Consider the following 26,121-nt stretch of genomic DNA (forward strand, 5'->3'; position numbering starts at 1 on the left):
GGGTTTCCGGAACGTTATGCAGGGATGTCGAACCTGTTCAGTTCACCCGGCAGACGCGATCCGAGAGGAGCCATGTCACCGTCGGCGCCATGGCGTGCGAGCAGATCGAGAGCGAGCCGGCCGCGCCGGACCCGCTCCCGTGCCGTGGACAGGGTCAGGTCCCTCATGTGGTGCCCGTAGGGGTAGATGCCGGGAGCCTTGGACAGACCGAACTTCAGGTAGAGCGGTGCGCCGCGCCGGATCAGCTCGGCGACCTCGTACATCCGGATGTAGCCGCCGAGGTCGTCGGGAGCCTCGATGTACATGTCCATGGGGGCGCCGGAAACCCGGCGGATCTCGGTGAGGTGATCCAGCGTCAGGTCGCTGGGCACATTGAGCGAGTCGGCGCCGAGCCGCTCGTAGACGGCGTACGAGGCCGGGTTGACGGGGCCGATGAGCGCCGACACCTTCAGTGTCGTGTCGGCTGGCAGGATGCCCGCCGCGCGCGCCCGGTGCAGCGTCCACAGCACGCCCTCGTCGGCGACCAGCAGGCACTTGACGCCCAGTTCGGTCGCGCGGACGGCGTCCTCGACACAGCCGGCCACGGCGTCGTGGCCGCGGGCGCGCAGGCCGCCGCCGCGTGAGTCGGTACGGGTCGAGCCACCGATGTCCCAGGTGCCGCGCGGACCGGTGAACAGGCAGAGCTCGATGTCGCGTTCGCCCGTCGCCTCGACCATCTCGGTGATCTCGGCGTCCGACAGCATCCACACGCCGCTGCCCTGGCTGATGCGGTGGATCGGCACGTCGAGCCGCGAGGCCTCCTTCAGGATGACGGCCAGCGCTTCGGGACCCTCGCACGAAGGGACCTCGGTGCGCCAGCGGCCGCCTCCCGGGAAGGTGTGCGGCGAGGCGTCGGCGGGGTCGAGGGCGGGCGCGCCCAGGCCGAGCTCGGCGAGCGCACGCTCACCGGGTCGGCGGGCTGCCGTGGCGGAAGCGTCGGTGGTCACATGCTGTCCTTTGTGTTCGAGATTTCGGTCAAGGTTCGCGGCTCAAGTCGTGCGGGGCTGGGTGTACGCCGGTACGGGGGTGGTCAGGTCATCCCCGTACCGGCGTACGACTGGGAGGCCTGGGGCCTATGGCCGGAGCAGTACCTTGCCCACCTTCGGATCGCCGGACCCGACCAGCTCGATGGCCGCGGAGAACTCGGCCAGCGGCAGCTCGTGCGTGACCAGCGGCAGCGGATCCAGCAGGCCGGCGCCGAACACGCGCACGGTGTGCGACCAGGCGTCCGGGGGTGCCCCGAAAACGGTGTGCACTTCCAGCTGCCGTACGACCAGATCCGTCGGGTCGAGCCCGTCGGCACCCGGTGCCGGGATGCCCGTGAGGACCAGCCGGCCGCCCCGCCTCAGCAGGGAGGCGGCGGTGCGGGCCGCGGACGCGGACCCGGCGGTCTCGATCACCACGTCGAAGTCGTCGGGGAGCGGCTCGTCCTTGGTACGGAAGTCGGTGGCCCCGAACTGCCGGGACAACGTTTCCCGGTCGTTGCGCGTGCCGACGACCAGCAGCTCGGCCGGCGAGCCCGCCTTCAGGAACTGGACGGCGAACATGCCCAGCGTCCCCGTGCCGACGACGGCCACCTTCTCGCCCGGCAGGGCGTGCGCCTTGATGGCGGCCGCCGCGATGCACGCGGCGGGCTCCAGCAGGGCGGCGGCCGTGAGGTCGGCGTCCTCGGGCAGCACGTGCAGCAGCCGGGCCGGAAGGGTGAGGGTGGCGGCCATCGCACCCGGCTGGGTGAAACCGGTCTCCTCGTACCCGTCCGTGCACAGCGTGGTCTCGCCCGCGTGGCAGCGGTCGCACACCTGGCAGTTCCGAAAGCCCTCACCCACGACCTTGCGGCCGACGAGGGAGGCGGGGACACCGGCGCCCACGGCCTGGACCGTCCCCGACCACTCGTGGCCGGGGGTGAGCGGGTAGCGGACGTACCCCTCGGGCCGGTTGCCCTGGTACACCTCGCGGTCGCTGCCGCAGATGCCGACGGCGTGGACGCGGACCAGCGCCTCGCCGGGGCCGGGCTCGCGGGGCGAGTGCTCGACGAGCCGGTGCTCGCCGGGCGCCTCGACGACTACGGCGGTGCTCACTGGGTGCCCTTCGGCTTGCGCTGCTCCCAGCCCTCGGCCCACAGGTCGAAGCGGGCCTGCTGCTGCGGGAACTCGGCGGCCGCGTCGACGTCCAGCTCGACCCCGAGGCCGGGCTTGTCCGTGAGGTGGAAGTACCCGTCGATCACCTCGGGCGCCCCCTTGACCACCTTCTTGATCTCCGCGTCGGCGAAGTCGTTGAAGTGCTCGAGGATCTTGAAGTTGGGGGAGGTGAAGCCGACCTGGAGGGAGGCGGCGGTGAGGACGGGACCGCCCACGTTGTGCGGGGCGACGAGCATGTAGTGCGTCTCGGCGGTCGCGGCCAGCTTCCGGGTCTCCCAGATGCCGCCGATGTGGCCGACGTCCGGCTGGATGATGTCGACGGCCTGGCTCTCGAAGAGCTCGCGGAACTCGATGCGGTCGTGGATGCGCTCACCGGTGGCGACCGGGATGTCGACCTTGGCGGCGACCTTCTCCAGGGCCTTCAGGTTCTCCGGCGGGCAGGGCTCCTCCAGCCAGGCCGGCTTGAAGGGCGCCAGCTCCTTGGCGAGGCGTACGGCGGTCGCGGGGGAGAAGCGGCCGTGCATCTCCAGCATCAGCTCGGCGTCCGGCCCGATGGCGTCGCGCACGGCCTCGATGAGGGAGACGGCGTAGAGCGACTGCTCGTGGTCGAGCTCGAAGTGCCCGGTGCCGAAGGGGTCGATCTTCAGGGCCTTGTACCCGCGCTCCACGACGCCCTGGGCGGCCTTGTGGTAGGCCTCCGGGGTCCGCTCGGTGGTGTACCAGCCGTTGGCGTACGCCTTGACCTTGTCGGTGACCTTGCCGCCGAGCAGCTGCCAGACGGGCACCCCGAGGGCCTTGCCCTTGATGTCCCAGCAGGCCATCTCGACGACGGCGATGCCGGACATCACGATCTCGCCGGCCCGGCCGTAGTCGCCGTACTTCATGCGGCGCGTCAGGTCCTCGACAGCGAACGGGTCGGAGCCGAGAATGTGATTCTGCTCGGCCTCTCTCAGGTAGCCGATCAGCGCGTCGGTGTGGCCCAGCATGCGGGTCTCGCCGACACCCGTGATGCCCTCGTCGGTGTGCACGAGGACGTAGGTCAGGTTGCGCCACGGCGTCCCGACCACGTGCGTGCTGATTCCGGTGATGCGCACGGAAGTTACCCTTCGGCTGTTCGAGATTTCGTCACATGTTCGAAATGCTGGGCAGACAGTAAGTACCGCGTGAGCGGAGTGTCAATGGGTCGAACGACCAACCGTTTCGACAGTTTCGACGCCCTTTCGGGAAGCCGGTGCGTAGCGGTGTGTGGCAGGTCACTCAAGCTGCCGCGCCGGTATGGCCTGTTTCCCACACAACTTTCACAGCCGAGCCTAGGAACGTGACCGCCCGGGAATCTAGTCTTCCCGCGTCATGGACTACTGCCTCCCGTGCCGAAGGCACCTCAACGGCGCCCTCGCCTGCCCGGGGTGCGGCGCACCTGCCGAACCGCTACGCGCGTATCCGCAGGGCGCGCACGGGCAGGAGTCGTACGGCGACTCCGCCGCTCCCGGCGATCATCATGATGATCGCGAAGGCCACGACGATCGTGGCGCGTACGACGCCCATGACGAGCGCGGCGCGTACGACGGCCATGACGAGCGCGGCGCGTACGACGGCCACGACGGCTACGGCGATCACGAGGGCGAGGGTGTCGAGCCGCAGGGCCGCGCCGCGCGCCGCCGCGAGCAGGGCCGGGCCGGCCGACGGGGCTCCTCGGCCGTGGACGGCGCGGCGGACGCCAGCCGTCGCGACCGCAAGGCCGCGGTCCACCGCCGGCGCCGCAAGCGCACGATCCTTGTCACCGCCGGCTTCGTGCTGGCGGCGGCCGGCCTGAGCCTGGCCGAACTCGGCGTGGACGCACCGGGGTTCTCCTCCTCCCCGAACCCGGCGGCGGCCGGGGGCGAGTCGTCCGAGGTCGACGACTCGACGGCGGAGCCGAGCGCGTCCGCGCAGCCGCTGGACGACAGGGCGGAGGCCCCCGAGGGCACGTCCTCGGCCTCCCCGAAGACCTCCGCCTCTCCGTCGGCGTCGGAGTCCACGGACGACGAGGACGACGCCACCCAAACCCCGGACAGGGAAGCCCAGTCGGCCACCGTCCCCGGCTCCTCCGGCTCGACGGCCCCCGCCGACTCGGGTTCGACCCCGACCGCCGACCCGACGACGGCCGACCCGTCCCCGGAGCCGTCGCCGTCGGAGACGTGCACGCGCTTCCTGTGGTGGTGCTCGTAACGCTGCCCGGATGGTGCTCGTAACCCTGCTCCGATGGCGCGAACTCCCCTGGCAGGAGCCGCAGTTGTGCACTCTGCCAGGGGTGTGTTCCTCAAGTCCCACCGCCGGTCGCGTTATTCAACCGTGACGCCCTTCCGCTGCAGCCCTCTTGACCGCCAGGAATTGTTAGCGCTCACAATGACCTCCGCATTCACCAGTCAGCGTCCAACGCCAGCGTGGGAGGTATGAGCGTCGTGCCCGTAGTGCCCCAACTCGCTTTTCCTGCCGGTGCCGTTGGGCTTCACGGGATCCCGGCGTGAAGCCGGCCGGGCGGGAGCGTCCGCCCGTATCACAGGCCTTATCGGCAGACGAGCGCCAAGGAGGTGCGGCCGTGACACACACGCAGCTTCGGCCGCCCACCATGGCCGACGTGGCACGCATGGCCGGCGTGTCCCACCAGACCGTGTCCCGTGTGCTGGGGGAACACCCCAATGTGCGGGAGACGACACGGGCCAGGGTGCTGCGCGCGATCGAGGAGATGGGTTACCGCCGCAACTCCTCCGCACGGGCCCTGGCGACCCGGCGTACCCGGACGCTGGGAGTGGTCGCCTCGGACACCACCCTCTACGGACCGGCCAGTACGCTCTTCGCGCTCGAGGAGGCGGCGCGTGCCGAGGGCTATCTCGTCTCCACGGTCAGTCTGCGCAAGCTGACCATGGAGACGCTGTCCGAGGCCCTGGACCACCTCAGCGAGGGCGGGGTGGAAGGAGTGGTGGCCATCGCTCCGCAGCGGTCGGCGGTGGACGCCCTCGCCGAACTCCGCTATCAGTTCCCGGTGGTGGTCGTGGGCAGCGGGCCGGGCGTGGCCATCCCCGGTGTCAGCGTGGACCAGCACCTGGGGGCGCGGCTGGCCACCGGCCATCTGCTGGCCGCCGGCCACCGCACGGTCTGGCACCTCGCCGGGCCCGAGGACTGGCAGGAGGCCGCGGACCGGGCCGCCGGCTGGCGGGCGACCCTCGAGGCGGCGGGTGTCGAGCCACCCATGCTGCTGCGCGGGGACTGGAGTCCGCTGTCGGGCTACCGGGCGGGCCAGGAACTGGCCGGCTGGGTGGGCCGGGGGCTGACCGCGGTCTTCGTCGCCAACGACCAGATGGCGCTGGGTGTGTTGCGGGCCCTGCGCGAGGCAGGCGTCCGGACCCCCCAGGACGTCGCGGTGGTCGGCTTCGACGACATCCCGGAGTCGGAGTTCTTCGCTCCGCCGCTCACCACCGTCCGCCAGGACTTCTCGACGGTGGGCAAGCGAGGCATCGCCCTGCTCCTGGAACTGATCGAGGGCCGGCCGGCCGCCTCCCCGTCCCGGATCGCGATCGAGCCCCAACTCGTCGTCCGTGCCAGCACGTTCCCGTACACCGCCCAACCCGAGGGCGTACCCCTCTGACAGACCGATCGGCCGCCCGAGCCCCGCAGTGTGGCCGACATTTCGAACGATGATCGACAGGCTGGACGTTTCGCGCCCGGCCACTCGAGTACCAGCGGTCCATCCCCGGGCCGGCTCTTCAAAGGAGAAGAACATGCTCAGCAGAAGGAACTTCCTCACCGCGGCGGTCGGCGTGGCGGCGGCGGGCGGCCTGGCGGCCTGCGCCAAGAAGGACGACAGCTCCTCCAGCTCGTCCGGGGGCGACAGCAAGACGATCACCCTGGGCTTCTCCCAGGTCGGCGCGGAGAGCGGCTGGCGCAGCGCCAACACCACCTCGGTGAAGGACGCGGCCAAGGAGGCCGGCTACACCCTCAAGTTCTCCGACGCCCAGCAGAAGCAGGAGAACCAGATCTCCGCGATCCGCAGCTACATCGCGCAGAAGGTCGACGTCATCGCCTTCTCGCCGGTCGTCGTCACCGGCTGGGACGCCGTGCTCAAGGAGGCCAAGGCCGCGAAGATCCCGGTGGTCCTCACCGACCGCTCGGTCGAGACCTCCGACGAGTCCCTCTACGTCACCCTGGTCGGCTCCGACTTCACCGACGAGGGCCGCCGCGCCGCCAAGATCCTCGAGAAGGTCATCGCGACGGCCGGCCTCAAGGGCGACGTGAAGATCGCCCAGCTGGAGGGCACCACCGGCGCCGCCCCCGCCATCGAGCGCGCCAAGGGCTTCAAGGAGGTCATGGACGCCGACCACGCCGACGACTGGAAGATCGTCGTCAGCCAGACCGGTGACTTCACCCGGGCCGGCGGCAAGCAGGTCATGGCGGCCTTCCTGCAGTCCAACCCGGACGTCAACGTCCTCTTCGCGCACAACGACGACATGGCCATCGGTGCCATCCAGTCCATCGAGGCGGCCGGCAAGAAGCCCGGCAAGGACATCCTGATCGTCTCGATCGACGGCGTGAAGGACGGCTTCGTGGCCATGTCCGAGGGCAAGATCAACGCCATCGTCGAGTGCAACCCCCTCCTCGGCCCCCAGCTGATGGACGTCGTCAAGAAGGTGCACGACGGCGAGACCGTCGAGCGCTGGATCAAGACCAAGGAGGGCGACTTCCTCCAGGACCAGGCCAAGGCCGCGCTCCCGAGCCGCCAGTACTGACCGACCGCACCCACCGGCAGGGCCTCCGGCCGACCGGAATGTCGGTCGGCCGGGCCCTGTGGGCCTGCAGTGGCTCGATATCTCTCTCACAAGGAGCACTGCCGTGACTCCGCCCCCGAAGGGGCTTCCAGCCCGAAAGCTGCGGTCCAGCCCGAACCGGCCCCTTGCAGGGCGTAATCACGCTAACACGCAATGAATTCCCCCGCCGGGCGAAGCCGGTGGGTCCCTCACTAGGAGAGGTATGACAGAGCCGCAGCCCGTCCTGGAAATGGCGGGCATAGTCAAAGAGTTCCCGGGGGTACGGGCTCTGTCGGACGTCGACTTCCGGCTCTTCCCCGGCGAGATCCACGCCCTGATGGGCGAGAACGGCGCGGGCAAGTCCACCCTCATCAAGGTGCTGACGGGGGTCTACTCCCTGGACGGCGGCACGATCACGCTGGACGGAAAGTCCGTGCGGTTCGCCAGTCCGCTCCAGGCCCAGCAGGCCGGCATCAGCACGGTCTACCAGGAGGTCAACCTCTGCCCGAACCTGTCGGTGGCGGAGAACATCTTCATCGGCCGCGAACCGACCCGGTTCGGCCGCATCCAGTGGAAGCGGCTGCGCCAGGAGGCGGCGGAGCTCGTGGACCGGCTCGGCCTCGACATCGACGTGACCGCCCCGCTGTCCTCGTACCCGCTGGCCGTGCAGCAACTGGTCGCGATCGTACGGTCGTTGGGCACCAGCGACGGCGAGGGAGCCGGCACCAAGGTGCTGATCCTCGACGAGCCGACCTCCAGCCTCGACCGTGACGAGGTCCTCCAACTGTTCGCCCTGATGCGGCGGTTGAAGGACGAGGGCGTGGCGATCCTCTTCGTCTCGCACTTCCTCGACCAGATCTACGAGGTCTGCGACCGGATGACCGTCCTGCGCAACGGCACCCTCGTGGGCGAGCACCTGGTGCGCGACCTCGACCAGGTCGGCCTCGTCCAGCTCATGCTCGGCAAGGCCATGGGCCAGCTCGAGGAACTCCACGAGCACCAGCTGCACTCCGACGCGGGCGAGACCCTGCTGAAGGCCGACGGACTGGGCCGGACCGGCGGCGTCGCCCCCTTCGACCTGGAGATCGACAAGGGCGAGGTGATCGGGCTCGCCGGGCTGCTCGGCTCGGGCCGCACCGAACTCGCCCGGCTGCTCTTCGGCGCCGACCAGCCCGACAGCGGCACGGTGACCGTCGACGGCAAGCGGGTCTCGCTGAGCGCCCCGAACGACGCGATCCGCGCCGGGGTCGCCTTCTGCTCCGAGAACCGCAAGACCGAGGGGCTGGTGCCCGACCTGACGGTGCGGGAGAACATCATCCTGGCCCTGCAGGCCGCCCGCGGCTGGACCCGGCCCGTCCCGGCCGCCCAGCGCGACGAACTGGTCGCCAAGTACATCAAGGCCCTCGACATCCGCCCCGCCAACCCCGAGGCACGGGTCGGCCAGCTCAGCGGCGGCAACCAGCAGAAGGTGCTGCTGGCCCGCTGGCTGATCACCCAGCCCAAGCTGCTGATCCTCGACGAGCCCACCCGCGGCATCGACATCGGCGCCAAGGCGGAGATCCAGAAACTCGTCGTCTCGCTCTCCGAGGACGGCATGTCCGTGCTGTACATCGCCGCGGAGCTGGAGGAGGTACTCCGGCTCAGCCACACCATCGGAGTGCTGCGCGACCGCCGGCTGGTGGCGCGGATCACCAACGGGCCCGAGATCACCACCAGCAAGATCCTCGAGACCATCGCGAGCGGAGAACACCAGTGACCACCACCTCCCGCTGGCGAGCACTGACGCACCACCAGCTCTTCTGGCCGGTCGCGGTCCTGATCCTCCTGCTGCTCGTCAACGTCCCGTTCACCCCCGACTTCTTCTCGATCAAGATGACGGACGGCCACCTCTACGGCAGCCTCGTCTCGATCGTGCTGTTCGGATCGCCCCTCATCCTGGTCGCGGTCGGCATGACCCTGGTCATCGCCACCGGCGGCATCGATCTCTCCGTCGGCGCCGTGGTCGCCATCACCGGCGCGCTGACCTGCTCCTACATCAGCGACCAGGCCGACCAGGACGCCCTGTCCGGGGTGCTGCTCGCGATGGGCCTCGGTCTGCTGGCCGCGGTCGTGTGCGGTCTGTGGAACGGCTTCCTGGTCGCCCGGATGGGCATCCAGCCGATCATCGCCACGCTGATCATCATGGTCGCCGGACGCGGGGTCGCCCAGTTCATCACCGACGGCCAGATCATCACCATCAACAGCGAGCCGTACAAGCTGATCGGCGGCGGCTACTGGCTGACGCTGCCCTTCTCCATCTTCGTCGTCGCCGTGGTCGTGGCCGTCACCGTGGCGCTGACCCGCCGCACCGCGCTCGGCCTGCTCGTGGAGTCGGTCGGCGGCAACGCCGAGGCCAGCCGGCTGGTCGGCATCAGGTCCGCCCGCATCAAGATCATGGTGTACGTGTTCTGCGCCGTGTGCGCCGGCATCGCGGGCCTGATGATCAGCTCCAACACCTCCGCCGCCGACGGCAACAACGCCGGCCTGTGGATCGAGCTCGACGCGATCCTCGCCGTGGTGATCGGCGGCACCTCGCTCCTGGGCGGCCGGTTCTCCATCGGCGGCACGGTGGTCGGCGCCCTCGTCATCCAGACCCTGACCACCACGATCTACACCATCGGCGTCCCCACCCAGACCAACCTGGTCTTCAAGGCCGCCGTCGTCATCGTCGTCTGTCTGCTGCAGTCCCCGAAGTTCCGCACCAAGGTCTTCGGCGCGAAGTTCGGTGCGAGGTTCGGTGCCAAGGGAAGCGCCCGGCCGGCCGCCGCCCCGGCGGACACCACCACGCCCGCCGACGCTCCCAAGATGGAGGTGTCGTGATGACCACGACCACCCAGAGCCCCCAGGCCGCCCCGGACAGCCGTACGCCGTCCAGGGCCACGCGGCTGCTCGCCGACCGGCGCCTGCCCGTCGCGGCGACGGCCCTGCTGTTCCTCGTGATGTACGGCGTGGGCCTGAGCCGCTACCAGTACTACGGGTTCGCCGAACCGCAGGTCTTCCTGAACCTGTTCATCGACAACGGCTATCTGCTGGTCGCCGCCGTCGGTGTCACCTTCGTCATCCTGTCCGGCGGCATCGACCTGTCCGTCGGCTCGGTGATCGGCTTCACGACGATGTTCACGGCCTGGCTGGTGGAGCGCCAGGGACTGCCGATCGTGGTCGTGATCCCCATGGCGCTGGCGGTGGGCGCCTTCGGCGGTTTCCTGATGGGCTATGTGATCCACAACTTCGAGATCCAGCCCTTCATCGTGACCCTCGCCGGCCTCTTCCTCTTCCGTGGTCTGTGCCTGGTCATCAGCAAGGAGTCGATCTCCATCAGCGACTCCTCGGTGAGCAGCATGGCCCAGGCGCAGGTGTCGCTGGGGATGGGATTCCTGTCGATCGGCGCGATCGTCTCGCTGGTCGTCCTGGCCGTGGCGTTCTACGTCCTGCACTACACCCGCTTCGGGCGCCGGGTGTACGCCATCGGCGGCAACGAGCAGTCCGCCATGCTCATGGGTCTCCCGCAGGGCGGCACGAAGATCGCCGTGTACACCGTGAGCGGGTTCTGCTCGGCGCTGGCGGGTCTCCTGTTCACCCTCTACATCCAGTCGGGCGACCCGCTGCACGCGACCGGTATGGAACTCGACGCGATCGCCGCGGCCGTCATCGGCGGCACGCTGCTCACGGGTGGCTCCGGCTATGTGCTGGGAACCCTGTTCGGCGTGCTGGTGCTGGGCCTGATCAAGAGCATCATCCAGTTCGAGGGCACGCTCAGCTCCTGGTGGACGAAGATCGCCACCGGTGTGCTGCTGTGCGTGTTCATCCTGGTCCAGCGGTTCATGACGACCCGCAAGAAGGCCTGAGCGCACCTGAGCAGGCCTGAGCAGGCCTGAGCTGAAAAGGCCCTCCCCGCCGGGGAGGGCCTTTTCAGCTGTCGTAAGGCCAGCGGTACCCCAGCTCCTCGGCCCGTCGGCGGCTGCCGCCTGACACCCGGGCGTATGGAAGGGTGTGACCATGCCGGGGCGGCGGCTCGTTCGGGGACTCGCTCATCAGCCGCAGGGCGTGGTCGTACAGGCCGCTCACCGAGCGGTGGGGTTCTCGATTCCTTGACTTCCTCCGCCCCGTGAACGGGGCGGAATCCCTTCTCAGGCCGCGTGCGGCTGAGTGGGTGGTTGACGCTTCTCAGCCTGCCCATCGGCTACGGCTCCACGCCCTGACACCGCCAGTCCGGCGGCGTGATCGATGTTCCTTGATGCGTTGGTGTCCGCGTTGCACTCGAAACCGCAGTCGGGGTTCTTGCACACGAAGCGTGCTTGGGTCTCCCGGCTGCCGAGGGTGATGAAGCCGCAGGCCGAGCAGCGGCGCGAGGTGTTCGGTGCGGGCACGTTCACCACGATTCCGCCTCGGTCGGCCATCTTGTATTCGAGGAGGGTGACCGTGCGGCCCCATGCTTCCTGGGCGATGGAGCGGTTGAGTCCTGCCTTCTGGCGGACGCGGGTACCGGGGGCTTCCACAGTGCCCTTGGCGGACTTGACCATGTTGGTGATGGCCAGGTCTTCCACTGCGGCCCGGGAGAACGTCTCGGCGATATTGGTGGTGGTCTTGTGCTGCCAGTCGACGGCCCGGCGCTTGGCTTTTGCGCGGAGCCGGGCGATCTGGTCATAGATGCGGGCGAGACGCCTGGAAGTCTTCTCGCCCTTATTGCGGGCATGGCGTTTGCGGGCGGACTCCTTCTCCAGGCGGCGCAGACGTTCACTCTCGCCAGGCGTCAGCCAGTCCCCGTGTCCGCGGAACGTGCCGTCGGAGAGGGCGAGGGGCTTGGTGATGCCCCGGTCGATGCCGACCGTGGGGCCGGTGTGCGGCTCGGGGTCGGGTACCTCGGTCTGGACGCGGAAGACGACGTGCCAGCCGTCGGCCTCCTTCACCAGCCGGGCGCCGGTGACCTTGTTCGACTTGTTGGCGCGCTTGCCGACGGGGAGGCCTTTGGTCCAGCGGAACAGCACGTGCCCGATCTTTGGTGCCCACATGCGGCCCCACCGGCGGCTCAGGCGCACGATCTGCAGGTCGCGTCCCTGGGGGATGTCGATGGCCATGCGGGAGCGGAACCGGGCCTTGAAGTTCGGTTCGCCGGCCCGGCCTTCCCAGCAGTTCACCCAGGCGCGGAAGTACGTCTTGAGGCACATGGTGCGGGCCGCGTGCCCCTGCTCGTCGGCCGCTGTGAGTTGGGAGGGGGTCAGGTGCAGGCGCGCCTTGTGGCCACGCTGACGCTTCAACTTCCCCTCCTTTGCCACGCGTTGGCCCAGACAATCAGCAGCATCGCATTGGCGCATGTCACCACGCTGGGAAGAATCCCCCGATATTCGCAGGTCAGCTCACGTCGTCTATAACCTTCATGTGCACTTGGTGTTTGTCACGAAGTACCGGCGCGGCGTGTTCACGCCTGAGATGCTGGAACGCTGCGAAGAGATCATGCGGGCCGTGTGCGCCGACTTCGAGGCGGAGCTGAAGGAGTTCAACGGCGAGCGTGACCATGTCCACCTGCTGGTGCACTACCCGCCGAAGGTCCAGCTCTCCAAGCTGGTCAACTCCCTCAAGGGCGTCTCCTCCCGCCGTCTGCGGTTCGAGTACACCGACCAGGTCAACCGCGCCATCATGCACGGGCACTTCTGGTCTCGCTCATACTTCGCCGGGAGCTGCGGCGGGGCACCGCTGACCGTCGTACGCCAGTACATCGAGAACCAACAGCGCCCCACCTGACCGGCTGAGGCCAACAGCGCAGATCCGTGCCTCAAGCCGAGGTCAGAGTAATTCTGAGATGGCCTACACCGTCCCGCGTGACGCGGGGGCACTGACCAAGGTCACCGGTAGGTCATGCCCGGAGCCTGACAGTCCGTTCGGCGCTCTGTCGACGGATTAACGGGAACCGGGCCTGGCCTGCGAACGTGTACGACGGCGCAGGGGCTGCGGAGACAAGAAAGAGGAAAACGTGGAGATAGTCGTCCTGATCGGTCTGCTGGTGTTCGTGATAGGCGGATGCGTCTGCGTCGTGTGGGCATCGCGCGGCGGCCCCCGCTGGGTCCGCGCCGTGGCCGCGGTGGTGCTGGTGCTGGGCGAGGTGGTCCGCGCGATGTCCAGAAGCAGCCGGAGATCGAACTCGAACTCGGGCAACCAGTCGAGCTCGGACGACTGAGGGAAGGCTCCGGCGAAAGCCGGGGCCGACCCTCGCGGCACACTGGCCGGGCTAGTCCTTGCCGTTGTCCACGATCACCGGCGTGCCGTTCGAGTCCGTGCCGCAGGGCACCGCGTAGACCGGGTTGGCCTTGGCGGCCTCCTTGTAGGCCTCCAGGCACTGGTTGTACAGCACCTTGTCGCTGAGCGACTTCTCGATGATCTTGTTGGCGCGGGCGATGCCCTCCGCCTCGATGCGCTTGCGCTCGGCCTCCGCCTTGGCCGTGCGGGCGGCCTCCAGGGAACGCTCGGTGGCCTGCTCCTGCTGGATCTTCTTGTCGATCTGGTCCTGCAGCTTGTCCGACGGCCTCACATTGCGCAGGTTGACGGCGGTGACGTCGATGCCGCGCGGTGCCAGGCGCTGCCTGACGGAGTCGGCGATCTCCGCGCCGATCTGCTCGCGGGCGGAGGCGTAGCCCTCCTCGCTGGTGTGCTTCGCGAAGACGTTGCGGATGATCTCGCGGCTGTCCGGCAGCACCAGCCGCGCCTGGACGCCCTCCGCGTTGCCCGCCAGCCGGTACAGGTCGATCGCCTTCGCCGGCACCACGGCCCACTTGATGGTGACGTCCGCGTACAGCACCCCGCCCTGCGAGGAGCGGACCTCGACCACGTCCTTGTCGTAGAGGTTGAGGTCGACCGGACGGGTCGAGAAGGACGTGACGTCGGTGAACGGCGACTTGAACTGGATACCGGAGGTCAGCGGCTCGCCGACCTTGCCGAAGGTCACCGGCACGCCGACCTCGTAGGCGCTGACGACGTGCACGCACGAGAAGATGCCGAACAGCACGCCTCCCACGGCGCTGAGCGCCGCCCCGATCTTCCAGCCGGCGGTGCGGCCGCGGCCGACGAAGAACAGCACGACCGCCGCTATGAGCAGCAGAATGGACAGCACGAACACAGGAATCCCCCTCCGGACGCGAACGCGCGGCGCAGCGCATCGTATTGGGCACGATCCCCGGGCCGTAATGGGTCGGGACCCTTGGACATCAGCGATTCACGGCGATGTCAGGCGCCGTTCGCCTCCGCCGCCAGCATCCGCTGCAGCAACCCCCGCAACACCACCCGCTCCTGCTCCTCGAGCCCCGCCAGCGGCTCGCGGGCGAAGCGCAGCGATTCGCGCAGGCCCTTGGCGACCCTGCGCCCCTCCTCCGTCGCCGCGGCGAGCTTCACGCGGCGGTCGGCCGGGTCCGGGCGGCGCTCGACCAGGCCCCGGGACTCCAGGCGGTCGACGATGCCGGTGACGTTGGACGGCTCGCACTTCAGCTTCTGGGCGAGCTTGCGCATGGGGAGCGGTTCGAGGGAGAGCAGGCTGAGCAGCCGGGCCTGGGCGCCGGTGAGGGTGTGGTCCGCGGCCGCCTCCTCGTAGTCCTCGTAGAAGCGGGCCACGACCTCGCCGATCAGCTCGACGACCTCCAGGGTCAGGGCGTCGGGCAGGGGGGTCCGTTGTGAGGTGGCCATGGGTCCGAGGATACCTCTTTACTTGACAACCTGAAATATTCAGGCGCATGGTTGTTTCAGGTAGTGAAGCTTTTGATGTGAAAGGCGCCCCCCATGACTGACTCCGCCCTCCCCGCCACCAGCCGCGAATGGCGTCTGCTCAGCCGCCCCGTCGGCTGGCCGAAGCCCGAGGACTTCGAGCTGGCCGAGGCGGAGATCCGGCAGCCCGGCCCCGGTGAGGTGCTCGTGCGCAACGCGTACGTCTCCGTCGACCCGTACATGCGCGGCCGCATGAGCGCCGCGAAGTCGTACGTCGCCCCCTTCGAGCTGGGCAAGGCCATGCAGGGCGGGGCGGTCGGCGAGGTCGTCGCCTCCGGTGCCGAGGGGATCGCCGTCGGTGACCACGTCCTGCACTTCGGCGGCTGGCGCGAGTACGCCACCTTCGACGCCAAGCAGGCCGTCAAGGTCGACCCCGAGGCCGCGCCCCTGTCCACCTACCTCGGCGTCCTCGGCATGACCGGCCTCACCGCCTACGCCGGCCTCCTGCGCACCGCCGCCTTCAAGGAGGGCGACTCCGTCTTCGTCTCCGGCGCCGCCGGTGCCGTCGGCAGCCAGGTCGGGCAGATCGCCAAGCTGAAGGGCGCCTCCCGGGTCATCGGCTCCGCCGGGTCCGACGACAAGGTCAAGCTCCTCGTCGAGGAGTACGGCTTCGACGCCGCGTTCAACTACAAGAACGGCCCGGTGAGCGAGCAGCTGCGCGAGGCCGCGCCGGACGGGATCGACGTCTACTTCGACAACGTCGGCGGCGACCACCTGGAGGCCGCCATCGGCTCCCTCAACCAGGGCGGCCGGATCGCGATCTGCGGCATGATCTCCGTCTACAACAACACCGAGCCCGCCCCCGGCCCGAAGAACCTCGCCCGTCTCATCCAGACCCGCGGCCGCATCGAGGGCCTCCTGGTCGGCGACCACTACGACCTGCAGCCGCAGTTCGTCCAGGAGGTCGGCGCCTGGATCCGCTCGGGCGAGCTCAAGTACCGCGAGACGGTCGTCGAGGGCATCGAGAACAACCTGGAGGCGTTCCTCGGCGTCCTGCGCGGCGACAACACCGGAAAGATGATCGTCAAGATCTGACCCGGCCGCCCCTCCGCGAAACTCCCGCGTGACGCCCGCCCGGTGGCGGTCGTTGCGTACGACGAGGGCCGCACCCCTGGACGTGGGGTGCGGCCCTCGCCTTCACGTCACCCGGTGACGAGCGCCGCGCGGTGCACCGCCGCCGCCAGGCGGTTGTTCTCCGCCGCCGCCCCGCCCGGGAACGCGAACCGGCGCCGTGTGTACCCGTAGGCCAGCCCGCTGCGCGGATCCGCGAAGGCCTGGCAGCCGCCCGCCCCGCTGTGCCCGAACGCCCCGGCACCGAGGAACGGGTGCCAGGTGTCCGCCGTCGCCTGGAAGCCCAGCCCGTACGACTTGTGGGCGCGGGCCACCAGGTCGTAGCCCACCGAGTGGAACTGCCCGAACTCCGCCGCCGTGTCCTCCTTCAGCAGCGGCGCCTTCCCCTCCACCTCGCTGATCGCCGCCGCGTACAGCCCCGCCAGCCCGCGCGCCGAGGCGACCCCGCCCACCGAGGCCGGCCCCTTGGCCCGGATCAGCGGATCGTTCGGCAGGAGTTCCAGGTCGGTGGGCTCGGCGGCGTGCCGGTTGAAGGCGATCGCGGCCAGCGTGTGCGGCCCGTTCGGCAGGGAGTCCAGCAGCGCCCGCTGCTCGGCCGTCGGCGCCATCGGCAGGGCGGTGCGGAACCGCGGCTCGTGCGCGGCGGGCAGCCCCAGGAAGAAGTCCAGCCCGTACGGGGCGCGCACCCGCTCCTCGTACACCTCCTGGAGCGTACGGCCCGTGGCCCGCCGTACGACCTCGCCGGTGAGCGCGCCGATGACCAGCCCGTGGTAGCCGAAGGCGGTGCCCGGGCGCCAGAACGGCCGCTGGTCGGCGAGGCGTTCGGCGATCTGCCGGTCGTCGGCCAGCTCCTGCGGCGAGAAACCGGTGTCCGTGCCGACCACCCCGGCCCGGTGCGCGACCAGCTCGCGCAGCGTCAGCTGGCCCTTGCCCTCGGCCGCGAACTCCGGCCAGTAGTAGGTGACCTTGCGGTCCAGTTCGAGGGTGCCGTCCTGGACGAGCAGCGCGACCACCAGATGGGCCGCGCCCTTCGTCGACGAGTAGACGCCGTACAGGGAGTCGGCGCCCGCCTCCTGCCCGGCCCACAGGTCGACGACCCGCCGGCCGTGCACATGCGCGCACAACTGGCCCTCGTAGTCCGGCCGCTGCGCCGTCTCCTCCGCCACGAACGCGGCGAACTCCTCCCGCACGGCTTCGTAGCCGTCGGCGACGGTGCCATGGATCTGGTGCGTCATCGCTCTCCCCAACTTCAGCCGCTGTGTGACCGGGATCGTTGCTTCCGGAGATCGGTACGGCGAGGTGTACCCGTTCGACTCAACTGCACCAACCGAGGGTTGGTGTCACCGATACCCCGGATGGCCTACGAGGGGTGCCGGGAATGGGCATGCTGAGGGCATCGGGTGCGTGCGAGGCGGCCAGGAGGAGTTCATGGCGACGATCCCTTCCCTCCCCAGCAGGGACGACGTGCTGCGCATGGCCCGCAGCACGACCGACATCACCGGCCAACTCCTCGACACGGCGGGCAACCTCACCAGGATCGCGATCAACACCCTCGATCCCAGGGACGGTTCGGGCCTGGAGACGCTGCGCATGCTGCGACGGACGACCGCGCAGCTCGCGGAGGCGAGCGCCGCCTCCCCGGAGGCGCAGGAGGCCCTGTACCGGATCGTCGCGGCCCTCGGCGACCACCTGGTGCCGGTGCTGGACGCCGTGGAACCGGCGGTGCAGGAGTGCGCGGCGGCGCTGGGCGAGCTGATCGAGGCGAGCTCGCCGCTGGTCCCGGCGGGCGCCGGCCTGGCGGCGGGCGCGCTGCTCGCCTTCTCTCCGGTGCTCCGCGCGACGGCGGACGTCCTGCGCGACTCCTCCCCGGAACTGCGCCGCATCGCCGACGCCCTCACGGCGGCCGTGGCGCCCCTGATGCCCGTCCAGGTGGCCCTCGCGGAACGGGCGGCGACGGCCGGAGCGGACGTCGTACGCGCCACGCTGCCCGCCCTGGCCGACCTCACGGAGGCCGCGGCCGCCTCGGCGAAGGCGGTCCGGCCGGTGCTGGTCGCGGGGGAGGAGCTGGTGGTGACGGGCCTGGAGCAACTCCAGCCCGCGCTGCTGGCGGGAGCGGCCCGGGCCGGGCGGGCGGCACGCGCCACGGCCCTGCGCGTGTCGGCGGTGGTGTCGCCGACGGGGGCGGAGGGGGAGGTACTGGTGGCGGTCCCGACGGGGTGAGCGCTCCAGGACCGCGGATGGTATGCACACGACCGATAGAGTTCGGCCATGCGAGATCTCGGGGTGGGCTTCCAGTACCTGCTGAAGGGCCAGCGTTGGGTGGCCCGGAACGGAAAGCAGTACGGATTCGGGCTGCTGCCCGGTCTGATCACGCTCGTGCTCTACCTGGGAGCGCTCGTCGCGCTCGCCGTGTGGGGCGCGGACTTCGTCGGCTGGGCGACGCCCTTCGCCGACGACTGGTCGAGCCCCTGGCAGGGCCTCTTCCGCGGCTTCCTCACCCTCGTCCTCTTCGCCCTCGGCCTCCTCCTCGCCGTCCTCACCTTCACCGCCGTCACGCTGCTCATCGGCCAGCCGTTCTACGAGAGCCTCTCCGAGGCGGTCGACCGGGACGTGTCCCCCGACGGCACGGCACCCGAGTCCGGGCTGCCGCTCTGGCGCGAACTGTGGATCTCCGCCCGTGACAGCCTGCGCATCCTGGCCCGCGCCGCGCTCTGGGGCATCCTGCTCTTCGCCCTCGGGTTCGTGCCGCTCATCGGCCAGACCGTGATCCCCGTGATCGGCTTCTTCGTCACCGGCTTCTTCCTCACCGAGGAGCTCACCGCCGTGGCCCTCCAGCGCCGTGACGTCGACCTGCGGGCCCGCCTCGCCCTGCTCCGCTCCCGCAAGAGCCTCGTCTGGGGCTTCGGCACGCCCCTGGGCCTGGCCTTCCTGGTCCCCGTCGTCGCGGTGTTCCTGATGCCGGGCGCGGTCGCGGGCGCCACCCTCATGGCCCGTGACCTGCTGGGCGAGGAGATCCGGGACGGAGAGGACGCGGCCGAGGAGGAGCTCACCGCATGACCGAGACCCTCGCCGTCGCCGTCATCACCGTCCTGGCCGTCATCGCCCCCGGCGCCGACTTCGCGATGATCGTCCGCAACAGCTACCTCCACGGCCGCCGTACCGGACTCCTCGCGGCCACCGGAGTCGCCGCCGGCGTCCTCGTCCACGTCACGTACACGATGCTCGGCGTGGGTCTGCTGATCGCGTCCTCCACCTTCCTCTTTACCGTCATCAAGCTGATCGGCGCGGCCTACCTGGTCTACATCGGCGTCCGCACCTTCCGCACCCGCGGCGAGGTCGAGATCGACCTGACCGGCGGGACGGAGCTGACCCCGCTCGCCGCCCTGCGCACCGGCTTCCTCACCAACGTCCTCAACCCGAAGACGACCCTCTTCGTCGTCTCCACGTTCTCCCAGGTTGTCAGCCCCGGCACCCCGGTCGCCCAGCAGGTGGGCTACGGACTGTTCATGGCGCTGGCCCACCTGCTGTGGTTCGGTGTCGTGGCCGCCTTCTTCTCCCACGACCGGATGCGCACTTTGATGCTGCGCGGCCAGCGGGTCCTCAACAAGGTCATCGGCTCGGTGCTGGCGGGCCTGGGCGTCAGCCTGGCCCTGGCGCCCTCGCACTGACCGCCGTGCGGACCGTCAGCCCCGGCGAGCTCAACCGCGCCACCCTGGCCCGCCAACTCCTCCTCGCTCGCGAGCCGTTGGCGATCCCCGACGCGGTCCACCGGATCGTCGCCCTCCAGGCACAGCACCCCGCCTCCCCGTACCTCGCCCTCTGGAACCGCGTGGCCGGCTTCCGGCCGGCCGCCCTCGACGAGGCGTTCGCCGACCGTACGGTGGTGAAGGCGACCCTGATGCGGATCACGCTGCACGCCGTCCACGCCGACGACCACCGCGCCTTTCGCGGCGCGATGCAGCAGACGCTGTACGGCTCCCGCCTGGGCGCCCGGTTCGCCGAGGCCGGCCTCACCCCGGCCGACGCGCACGCCATCCTCCCGGACCTCCTGGAGTTCACCCGGGAGCAGCGCGCCGCCGCCGAGATCGAGGCCTGGCTGGAGGAACGCCTCGGCGCGGAGAAGAAGGCCGGTGCCTGGTGGGGGCTGCGGGCCTACGCCCCGCTCCTGCACGCCCCCACCGGCACCCCCTGGTCCTTCGGCACCCGCCCGTCCTTCGTCGCGGCCCCGCCCGGCCCCTCGCCGGCCGGCCGCGTCCCGGACCCGGAGGCCCTGCGCACCCTGATCCTGCGCTACCTCTCCGCCTTCGGCCCGGCGACGGTGGCGGACATCGCGCAGTTCGGCCTGATCCAGCGGGCACCCGTGCGCGAGGCCCTGCGTTCCCTCGACGACGGCCGGCTCGAACGCCTCGCCACCCCCGACGGCACCGCCCTCTACGACCTCCCGGACGCCCCCCGCCCCTCCGCCGACACCCCGGCCCCGCCCCGCCTCCTGCCGATGTGGGACAGCGTCCTGCTGGCGTACGCCGACCGCTCCCGGACGATCCCGCCGGAGTACCGCAAGCTGGTCACCCGTATCAACGGAGACGTCCTGCCGACCCTCCTCGTCGACGGCAGGGTGGCGGGGGTGTGGCGTCCGGCCGAGGGCGGAGTGGAGGCGAGTGCCTTCCATCCCCTCCCCCCGGACGTCTGGGAGGCCCTGGCGGCCGAGGCCCGTTCCCTGACCGCCCTCCTCACCGACCGCGGCGACCCGGGGGTCTACGCCCGCCACACCCACTGGTGGACCAAGCTCCCGCCCGCCGCCGAGGTGCGCCTACTGGGGAGCGACGGCCACGGCTAGGATCGCCCGCACCTGGGCGATGATGTCCAGCCGGTTGCGCACGAAGTCCGGGTCGGTCACCTCGGTGGTGTTGCCGGTGCCGAACTGCAGGACCGGGGTGTGCACATGCCCGCCCGGCAGGGTGTCGTGCAGCCCCAGCCGGTCCCGCAGCAGCGTGGCCCGGTAGGCGATCTCGTTGGACAGGTAGTTCCCGCCGCCCCCGGCCCGGGCGGTCGATCCCTCCGTGGGCCCGTCGGGCCGCACCACGGCCGCCGTCCCTCCCCCAGAGGGGGCACCCCCAGCGGGGATCTCGGTGACGGCGGTGTTGTCGTAGACCGGGAACCGCCCGGTGCCCGCGCCGACGATGGCGGCGTACGGCAGGGTCGTGGTCGTCCACTGCGGCTGCGAGGCCGGGTCGGTGACCGGGATCGTCTCGGTGCGGCCGATGTTGTCGTTGTCGGGGAAGCCGCCCCGCCAGGCACCGTTCGTACGCTCCACGTCGAAGCGCCCGATCCGCCCCTGGCTGACGGTCGTGAACAGGTCCACCTTCGGCAGATACGGCCGCAGCGTCCGCTCCACCGTCCCCTCCGCGAAGTCCTGCCAGCGCACCGGGAACACGGCCGTCTCCACCCGGGCCGGTCCATCGGCCGTCTCGATCACCGTGCCGTCCAGGGCGAGGGCGCTCGCGCCGGACGGGTTGGAGATCCGGATGTCCCGGTCCAGGGTGAACGGGTCGAAACCGGTGACCAGCACCCGCTTGACTCCCCCGACCTGCCGCTGCGGGTAGCGGATGTCGGTCTGCCCGCGTGAGGTGCGCTCCAACGCGCCCAGCAGCACGGTACGTTGCCGGTCGCTGAGCCCGAACCCGGGCTCCCAGGTGCGCACTTCGCGGGTCATGCCGAGCCGTGCCCAGTACAGCGGCCGGTCGTCGTCCCGGCTGAGGTCGCCGCCGGCCGGGCCCCGCCCCTGCGCCCGGTCCACGGCCCGCCGCCACAGCGCCGCGCCCTCGCGGACCACGATCCGGCGCGCCTGGGCGTAGGAGTGCGAGGCCGTCAGCAGTCGACTCAAGCGCGGGGTCACCCTGTCGAACCCGGAGCGGGCGAGGATCTCTTGCGGTACGGCCTGGTCCAGCCGCTGTTCCTCGACGGTGGGGGAGGGCGTCGCCTCGGAGGCGGTCGCGGTCGTGGGGACGGACAGGCCGGCCAGCAGGGCCAGACCGAGGACACCGGTACGAACACGTAAGGAAGTCACGGGAGTTGTATGCCCCACAGGCCCCGTGCCGCACCTCGCGCCCCTCAGAGCCTGTGTCATATCCCCGGCCGGGGATATGACACAGGCTCTCAGTCCACGGGCTCGCCCAGCAGGTGCAGGAAGTCACGGAACGCCCCCGGCATGTCCACCGACTCCGGGTCCAGCAGCCACTGGTACTGGAGTCCGTCCATCACCGCCACCAGCAGGGGGGCCGTGCGCTCCGGGGTGAGGCCGTTGGGGAGGCGGTCGCCGTACTCGGCGCGCAGGACCGCCGCCATGCTCGCGCGCACCCGGGTGTAGCGCTCGGTGAAGTACTCCCGCGCCGGATGCCCCTCCGTCACGCTCTCGCCGAGCAGCGCCGAGAAGGTCTGGATGATGCCGGGCCGCATCGCGTTGTACTCGACGAGCGAGGCGAGCAGGTCCACCCGCCACTGGCTGTCCGGTACGGCGTCCCACTGGTCGCGTTCCTTCAGGACGGCCACCAGCAGCGCCTCCTTGGTCGGGAAGTGGTGCAGCAGCCCCTGCTGGGTCAGCCCGACCCGCTCGGCCACGGCCGCCAGACTCGCCCCCCGGTAACCGCGTTCGGCGATCACCTCCAGGGCCGCCCGGACGATCTCGGCCCGCCGCTCCTCACTCCTGGTTCTGGCGCTCATGCCGTCACGGTACGGCATGCGGCGCAATGAATATAACGGCGGGATAACAAAACCTACCGTTCGACAGGTAACCGATGCACGATGGGAGGCGTTGCGCAGGCACTCAACGAGGAGGCACCGCCATGGCGGGAACGGAAGAGGCCGTCGAGGCGGCCCTCGGCAAGCTCGACCTGGACGCCAAGACCCGGCTCCTGGCCGGCCAGGACATGTGGTCGCTGCCCGAACTGCCGGAGATCGGACTGACGTCCCTCGTCATGTCCGACGGCCCGATCGGCGTCCGGGGCGTGCGCTGGACCGCCGACGACCCCTCCGTCGCCCTGCCCTCCCCGACCGCCCTCGCCGCCACCTGGGACCCGGAACTCGCCCGCCGCGCCGGCACCCTCCTCGCCCAGGAGGCCCGCCGCAAGGGCGTCCACGTCCTGCTCGCCCCCACCGTCAACCTCCACCGCTCCCCGCTCGGCGGCCGCCACTTCGAGGCCTACAGCGAGGACCCGTACCTGACGGGACGGATCGGCACCGGGTACGTGACCGGCGTCCAGGAGGGCGGAGTCGGCACCACCGTCAAGCACTTCGTCGCCAACGACGCCGAGACCGACCGCTTCACCGTGAACAACCTGGTCGGCGAGCGCGCCCTGCGCGAGCTGTACCTGGCGCCCTTCGAGGCCATCGTCGAGAACGCCCACCCCTGGGGCATCATGACCGCCTACAACACGGTCAACGGCACCACCATGACCGAGCACCACCACCTGGTGAACGAGGTCCTGCGCGCCGAATGGGGCTTCGACGGCTACAACGTCTCCGACTGGATGGCGGCCCGCGACACCGTCGGCGCGCTGCGCGGCGGCCTCGACGTCGCCATGCCCGGCCCGCAGACCGTCTACGGCGAGGCACTCGCCCGCGCGGTCCGCGACGGCCGGCTCGAGGAGTCCGAGGTCGACGAGGCCGTACGCCGCGTCCTGCGCCTGGCCGCCCGGGTGGGCGCCCTGGCCGACGCCGAACCCGCCGTCGGCGAACCGCCCGCGCCCGTCGACGGCGAGGCCCTGGCCCGCGAGATCGCCCGCCGCTCCTTCGTCCTGGTCCGCAACGAGCGCGCCGCCCTGCCCCTGAAGCCCGGCACCGTCGCCCTCATCGGCGCCGCCGCCCGCGACGCCCGCGTCCTCGGCGGCGGCTCCGCCACCGTCTTCCCGGCCCGGATCGTCTCCCCGCTCGACGGCCTCACCGCCGCCCTCCCCGAAGGCACCCTCACCTACGCCCTGGGCGCCGACCCCACCACCGAACTCGCCGTCGCCGACAAGGGCTTCACCCTGCGGGCCGTCTGCCGGGACGCCGACGGGAACGTCATCGGCACCGGCTCCGCGCCCAACGGGCAGATCCAGTGGATGGGCTCCGACCTCCCCGAGGGCGTCACCCACGACGCCCTCCACACCGTGGAGCTGACCGGCACCTTCACCCCGCGCGCGAGCGGCCCGCACTCCTTCGGCATCAAGGGCACCGGCGCCTTCACCCTCACCGTCGCCGGCACGACGTACTTCGACGGTGCCCAGTTGCCCGCCGACGACAGCGACCCCTTCGAGGCGTTCTTCGGCGCCCCGGTGCCCCACGCCCAGGTGGAACTGACCGCCGGCACCCCGGTGGAGGTCTCCCTCACCTACGTCTTCGCGCTCCCCGAGGACATCCCCTTCAAGGTCGTCGCCTTCGCCCTCGCCCACCAGGAGCCGCAGCGCGACGAGGACGAGCTGATCGCCGAGGCCGTCGAGGCCGCCCGCGCCGCCGACACGGCGGTGGTCGTCGTCGCCACCACGGACCGCGTCGAGTCCGAGGGCTTCGACCGGGGGGACCTCACCCTCCCCGGCCGCCAGGACGACCTCGTCCGCGCCGTCGCCGCCGCCAACCCGAACACCGTCGTGGTCGTCAACTCCGGCTCCCCGGTCGAGCTGCCCTGGCGCGAGGACGTCGCCGCGGTGCTGCTCACCTGGTTCCCCGGCCAGGAGGGCGGCGCGGCCCTCGCCGACGTCCTCACCGGCGCCCACGAGCCCGGCGGCCGCCTCCCCACCACCTGGGGCTCCCTCACCGACGCCCCGGTCACCCGGGTCGTCCCCGAGGACGGCGAACTCCCCTACACCGAGGGCCTCTACATCGGCTACCGCGCCTGGGAGAAGGAGGGCAGGACACCGTCGTACCCCTTCGGCCACGGCCTCGGCTACACCGAGTGGACGTACGAGTCGGTCGACATCACCGGCACCGGCGTCACGGTGCGCCTGCGCAACACCGGCGAGCGGGCCGGCCACGAGGTCGTGCAGGTGTACCTGGCGCCCACCGGGCCCGGCACCGACCGTCCCGCCCGCTGGCTGGCCGGATTCGCCGGCGTCGAGGCCGGCCCCGGCGAGAGTGCCGAGGTCACCGTCGAGCTCCCGCGGCGCGCCTTCGAGGTGTGGGACGAGGCCGCCCACCGCTGGGTCTTTGTGAAGGGTTCGTACGAAATCCAGGTCGGACGCTCGATCGCCGACCGAAGGATCACCGCGACGGTTAACGTCTGATACGGGAACTCCTCAACCCCATGAACAGCCCCGGCCCGGGACCTGACCCCCGGGCCGGGGCTATTTCTCATCGGGTTCCGAAGGCGTACACCGTCTCCGACCGGTACACCCCGCCCGGCCGCAGCTCCGTGCTCGGGAACTCCGGGCGGTTCGGGGAGTCCGGGAAGTGCTGGGTCTCCAGCGCGACGCCCTGGCACGGCACGAACGGCTCGCCCAGGTGGTCCGCGGTGTACACCTGGATGCCCGGCTCGGTCGTCGACACCGTCAGCACCCGCCCGCTCGCCGGATCGTGCAGCTCGGCCACCTCCTGAGGGGTGGCGGTGACGCCCTTGTCGAGCACGAAGTTGTGGTCGTAGCCGGAGCCGGTCTTGCGGGACGTACGGAAGTCGAAGCGGGTCCCCTCGACCTCGGCCAGCTCCCCGGTCGGGATGAGATCGGAGTCGACCGGGGTGTAGCGGGAGGCGGCCAGGCGCAGTTCGTGGCCCCCGGCGTCCCCGGTGTCCGGGCCGCCCAGGTTGAAGTAGCTGTGGTTGGTCAGGTTCACCACCGTCGGCGCGTCCGTGACCGCCTCGTACACGAACCGCAGCGCCCCCGACGCGTCCAGCGTGTACGTCGCCGAGACCTCCAGCCGGCCCGGGAAGCCCTCCTCGCCGTGCCGGCTGACCCGGCTCAGCCGGAGCCCGTGCTCGACCGGCTCCACCTCCCACACGCGCTTGTCGAAACCGCGCGGACCGCCGTGCAGGGAGTTGGGCGCGTTGTTGGGCTCCAGCGCGTACGTCACCCCGTCCAGCGGGAAGCGGGCGTGCGCGATCCGGTTCGCGTACCGGCCGATCAGGGCGCCGAGAAACGGCTCCGGGTGGGTGAGATAGCCGTCCAGGTCCGCGAACCCCAGCACCACGTCCGCCGTCCGCCCGTCCCGGTCCGGGACCTCCACGGACTGCACGATTCCGCCGTACGACAGCACCCGCACCCGGATGCCCGCCCGCTCCAGGGTCCAGCGGTGCACCGGAGTGCCGTCGGAAAGTGTTCCGAAGTGTTCGCTCATGGTCA

At 70.6% G+C, this 26,121-nt stretch carries 25 protein-coding genes; 14 read left to right on the forward strand and 11 right to left on the reverse strand.

What is annotated here, in order from left to right; translation table 11 throughout:
- Positions 1 to 14: 14 nt before the first annotated feature.
- The 4 genes from ACIRF9_RS03950 to ACIRF9_RS03965 form a co-directional block, all read right to left on the reverse strand.
- The gene (locus ACIRF9_RS03950) at positions 15 to 986 is read right to left on the reverse strand and encodes a hypothetical protein (protein ID WP_403815807.1); all 972 of its coding nucleotides are present in this window, start codon (positions 984 to 986) and stop codon (positions 15 to 17) included.
- A gap of 126 nt (positions 987 to 1,112) precedes the next feature.
- Positions 1,113 to 2,117, reverse strand: coding sequence for a zinc-binding dehydrogenase (locus ACIRF9_RS03955; protein ID WP_403815810.1), 1,005 nt, complete (start codon positions 2,115 to 2,117; stop codon positions 1,113 to 1,115).
- Positions 2,114 to 3,271 carry a mandelate racemase/muconate lactonizing enzyme family protein gene (locus tag ACIRF9_RS03960; RefSeq protein ID WP_403815813.1) on the reverse strand — a complete coding sequence of 386 codons (1,158 nt, stop codon included), beginning with the start codon at positions 3,269 to 3,271 and terminating at the stop codon, positions 2,114 to 2,116. The genes ACIRF9_RS03955 and ACIRF9_RS03960 overlap by 4 nt, the downstream gene beginning before the upstream one ends.
- A 334-nt stretch (positions 3,272 to 3,605) precedes the next feature.
- Positions 3,606 to 3,794 (reverse strand): hypothetical protein, encoded by a 189-nt coding sequence (locus tag ACIRF9_RS03965; protein ID WP_403815816.1) that lies wholly within the window; start codon positions 3,792 to 3,794, stop codon positions 3,606 to 3,608.
- 81 nt (positions 3,795 to 3,875) lie between these two features.
- Here ACIRF9_RS03965 and ACIRF9_RS03970 point away from each other — a divergent pair, with 81 nt between their 5' ends.
- The 6 genes from ACIRF9_RS03970 to yjfF all read left to right on the forward strand — a co-directional run bounded on the left by ACIRF9_RS03970 (position 3,876) and on the right by yjfF (position 10,842).
- Entirely contained in the window at positions 3,876 to 4,385 is a 510-nt protein-coding gene (locus ACIRF9_RS03970) for a hypothetical protein (RefSeq protein ID WP_403815819.1), read from the forward strand.
- 370 nt (positions 4,386 to 4,755) lie between these two features.
- Positions 4,756 to 5,802 (forward strand): LacI family DNA-binding transcriptional regulator, encoded by a 1,047-nt coding sequence (locus ACIRF9_RS03975; protein WP_403815821.1) that lies wholly within the window; start codon positions 4,756 to 4,758, stop codon positions 5,800 to 5,802.
- Between the two features lie 133 nt (positions 5,803 to 5,935).
- Positions 5,936 to 6,940: an ABC transporter substrate-binding protein gene (locus tag ACIRF9_RS03980; RefSeq protein WP_403815825.1), complete on the forward strand. Its 1,005-nt coding sequence runs from the start codon at positions 5,936 to 5,938 to the stop codon at positions 6,938 to 6,940.
- A gap of 241 nt (positions 6,941 to 7,181) precedes the next feature.
- Entirely contained in the window at positions 7,182 to 8,714 is a 1,533-nt protein-coding gene (locus tag ACIRF9_RS03985) for a sugar ABC transporter ATP-binding protein (protein ID WP_403815828.1), read from the forward strand.
- Positions 8,711 to 9,817, forward strand: coding sequence for an ABC transporter permease (locus ACIRF9_RS03990; RefSeq protein WP_403815831.1), 1,107 nt, complete (start codon positions 8,711 to 8,713; stop codon positions 9,815 to 9,817). The genes ACIRF9_RS03985 and ACIRF9_RS03990 overlap by 4 nt, the downstream gene beginning before the upstream one ends.
- Positions 9,817 to 10,842 carry a galactofuranose ABC transporter, permease protein YjfF gene (gene yjfF, locus ACIRF9_RS03995; RefSeq protein ID WP_403815834.1) on the forward strand — a complete coding sequence of 342 codons (1,026 nt, stop codon included), beginning with the start codon at positions 9,817 to 9,819 and terminating at the stop codon, positions 10,840 to 10,842. The genes ACIRF9_RS03990 and yjfF overlap by 1 nt, the downstream gene beginning before the upstream one ends.
- 282 nt (positions 10,843 to 11,124) lie before the next feature.
- On the opposite strand, the gene ACIRF9_RS04000 is transcribed toward yjfF, so the two are convergent.
- Complete coding sequence (locus tag ACIRF9_RS04000; RefSeq protein ID WP_403815837.1) at positions 11,125 to 12,252, reverse strand: RNA-guided endonuclease InsQ/TnpB family protein; 1,128 nt, start codon at positions 12,250 to 12,252, stop codon at positions 11,125 to 11,127.
- Between the two features lie 55 nt (positions 12,253 to 12,307).
- Between ACIRF9_RS04000 and tnpA the strand changes: the two genes are divergently transcribed.
- Together tnpA and ACIRF9_RS04010 are read left to right on the forward strand one after the other, a co-directional pair.
- Positions 12,308 to 12,736, forward strand: a complete 429-nt coding sequence (gene tnpA, locus ACIRF9_RS04005) for an IS200/IS605 family transposase (RefSeq protein ID WP_403815840.1) — start codon at positions 12,308 to 12,310, stop codon at positions 12,734 to 12,736.
- Between the two features lie 229 nt (positions 12,737 to 12,965).
- Positions 12,966 to 13,169: a hypothetical protein gene (locus tag ACIRF9_RS04010; protein WP_403815843.1), complete on the forward strand. Its 204-nt coding sequence runs from the start codon at positions 12,966 to 12,968 to the stop codon at positions 13,167 to 13,169.
- A gap of 51 nt (positions 13,170 to 13,220) precedes the next feature.
- On the opposite strand, the gene ACIRF9_RS04015 is transcribed toward ACIRF9_RS04010, so the two are convergent.
- A complete protein-coding gene (locus ACIRF9_RS04015; protein WP_403815846.1) occupies positions 13,221 to 14,099 on the reverse strand; it encodes a prohibitin family protein in 879 nt (292 codons plus the stop codon).
- A 113-nt stretch (positions 14,100 to 14,212) separates the two neighbouring features.
- Positions 14,213 to 14,665, reverse strand: a complete 453-nt coding sequence (locus ACIRF9_RS04020) for a MarR family winged helix-turn-helix transcriptional regulator (protein ID WP_403815849.1) — start codon at positions 14,663 to 14,665, stop codon at positions 14,213 to 14,215.
- 93 nt (positions 14,666 to 14,758) lie between these two features.
- Between ACIRF9_RS04020 and ACIRF9_RS04025 the strand changes: the two genes are divergently transcribed.
- Positions 14,759 to 15,778 carry an NADP-dependent oxidoreductase gene (locus ACIRF9_RS04025; RefSeq protein ID WP_403815852.1) on the forward strand — a complete coding sequence of 340 codons (1,020 nt, stop codon included), beginning with the start codon at positions 14,759 to 14,761 and terminating at the stop codon, positions 15,776 to 15,778.
- A 107-nt stretch (positions 15,779 to 15,885) separates the two neighbouring features.
- On the opposite strand, the gene ACIRF9_RS04030 is transcribed toward ACIRF9_RS04025, so the two are convergent.
- A complete protein-coding gene (locus ACIRF9_RS04030) occupies positions 15,886 to 17,049 on the reverse strand; it encodes a serine hydrolase domain-containing protein (protein ID WP_403815855.1) in 1,164 nt (387 codons plus the stop codon).
- Between the two features lie 193 nt (positions 17,050 to 17,242).
- On the opposite strand from ACIRF9_RS04030, the gene ACIRF9_RS04035 reads away from it, so the two are divergent.
- Genes ACIRF9_RS04035 through ACIRF9_RS04050 form a run of 4 tightly spaced genes read left to right on the forward strand, consistent with a single transcriptional unit; the run spans position 17,243 to position 20,651 of the window.
- Positions 17,243 to 18,034, forward strand: coding sequence for a hypothetical protein (locus ACIRF9_RS04035; RefSeq protein ID WP_403815858.1), 792 nt, complete (start codon positions 17,243 to 17,245; stop codon positions 18,032 to 18,034).
- A 48-nt stretch (positions 18,035 to 18,082) separates the two neighbouring features.
- On the forward strand, positions 18,083 to 18,871 hold the full coding sequence (locus ACIRF9_RS04040) for an EI24 domain-containing protein (RefSeq protein WP_403815861.1): 789 nt from the start codon (positions 18,083 to 18,085) through the stop codon (positions 18,869 to 18,871).
- The gene (locus ACIRF9_RS04045; RefSeq protein WP_403815864.1) at positions 18,868 to 19,482 is read left to right on the forward strand and encodes a LysE family translocator; all 615 of its coding nucleotides are present in this window, start codon (positions 18,868 to 18,870) and stop codon (positions 19,480 to 19,482) included. The genes ACIRF9_RS04040 and ACIRF9_RS04045 overlap by 4 nt, the downstream gene beginning before the upstream one ends.
- A gap of 5 nt (positions 19,483 to 19,487) precedes the next feature.
- Entirely contained in the window at positions 19,488 to 20,651 is a 1,164-nt protein-coding gene (locus ACIRF9_RS04050) for a winged helix DNA-binding domain-containing protein (RefSeq protein WP_403815866.1), read from the forward strand.
- Here the strand turns inward: ACIRF9_RS04050 and ACIRF9_RS04055 are convergent.
- Both ACIRF9_RS04055 and ACIRF9_RS04060 read right to left on the reverse strand, forming a co-directional pair.
- A complete protein-coding gene (locus ACIRF9_RS04055; protein ID WP_403815869.1) occupies positions 20,625 to 21,881 on the reverse strand; it encodes a pyroglutamyl peptidase in 1,257 nt (418 codons plus the stop codon). The two genes, ACIRF9_RS04050 and ACIRF9_RS04055, sit on opposite strands and share 27 nt — an antisense overlap.
- Before the next feature lie 89 nt (positions 21,882 to 21,970).
- Positions 21,971 to 22,552, reverse strand: coding sequence for a TetR/AcrR family transcriptional regulator (locus tag ACIRF9_RS04060; RefSeq protein WP_403815871.1), 582 nt, complete (start codon positions 22,550 to 22,552; stop codon positions 21,971 to 21,973).
- Positions 22,553 to 22,656: 104 nt separating this feature from the next.
- Between ACIRF9_RS04060 and ACIRF9_RS04065 the strand changes: the two genes are divergently transcribed.
- Complete coding sequence (locus tag ACIRF9_RS04065; protein ID WP_403815874.1) at positions 22,657 to 25,071, forward strand: beta-glucosidase; 2,415 nt, start codon at positions 22,657 to 22,659, stop codon at positions 25,069 to 25,071.
- Positions 25,072 to 25,138: 67 nt separating this feature from the next.
- Here ACIRF9_RS04065 and ACIRF9_RS04070 read toward each other — a convergent pair whose 3' ends face one another.
- Positions 25,139 to 26,116, reverse strand: coding sequence for an aldose epimerase family protein (locus ACIRF9_RS04070; RefSeq protein ID WP_403815877.1), 978 nt, complete (start codon positions 26,114 to 26,116; stop codon positions 25,139 to 25,141).
- Positions 26,117 to 26,121: the final 5 nt, after the last annotated feature.

This window comes from Streptomyces sp. NPDC096132 (assembly GCF_044763345.1).
In the GTDB taxonomy this organism is placed as follows: Bacteria; Actinomycetota; Actinomycetes; order Streptomycetales; family Streptomycetaceae; genus Streptomyces.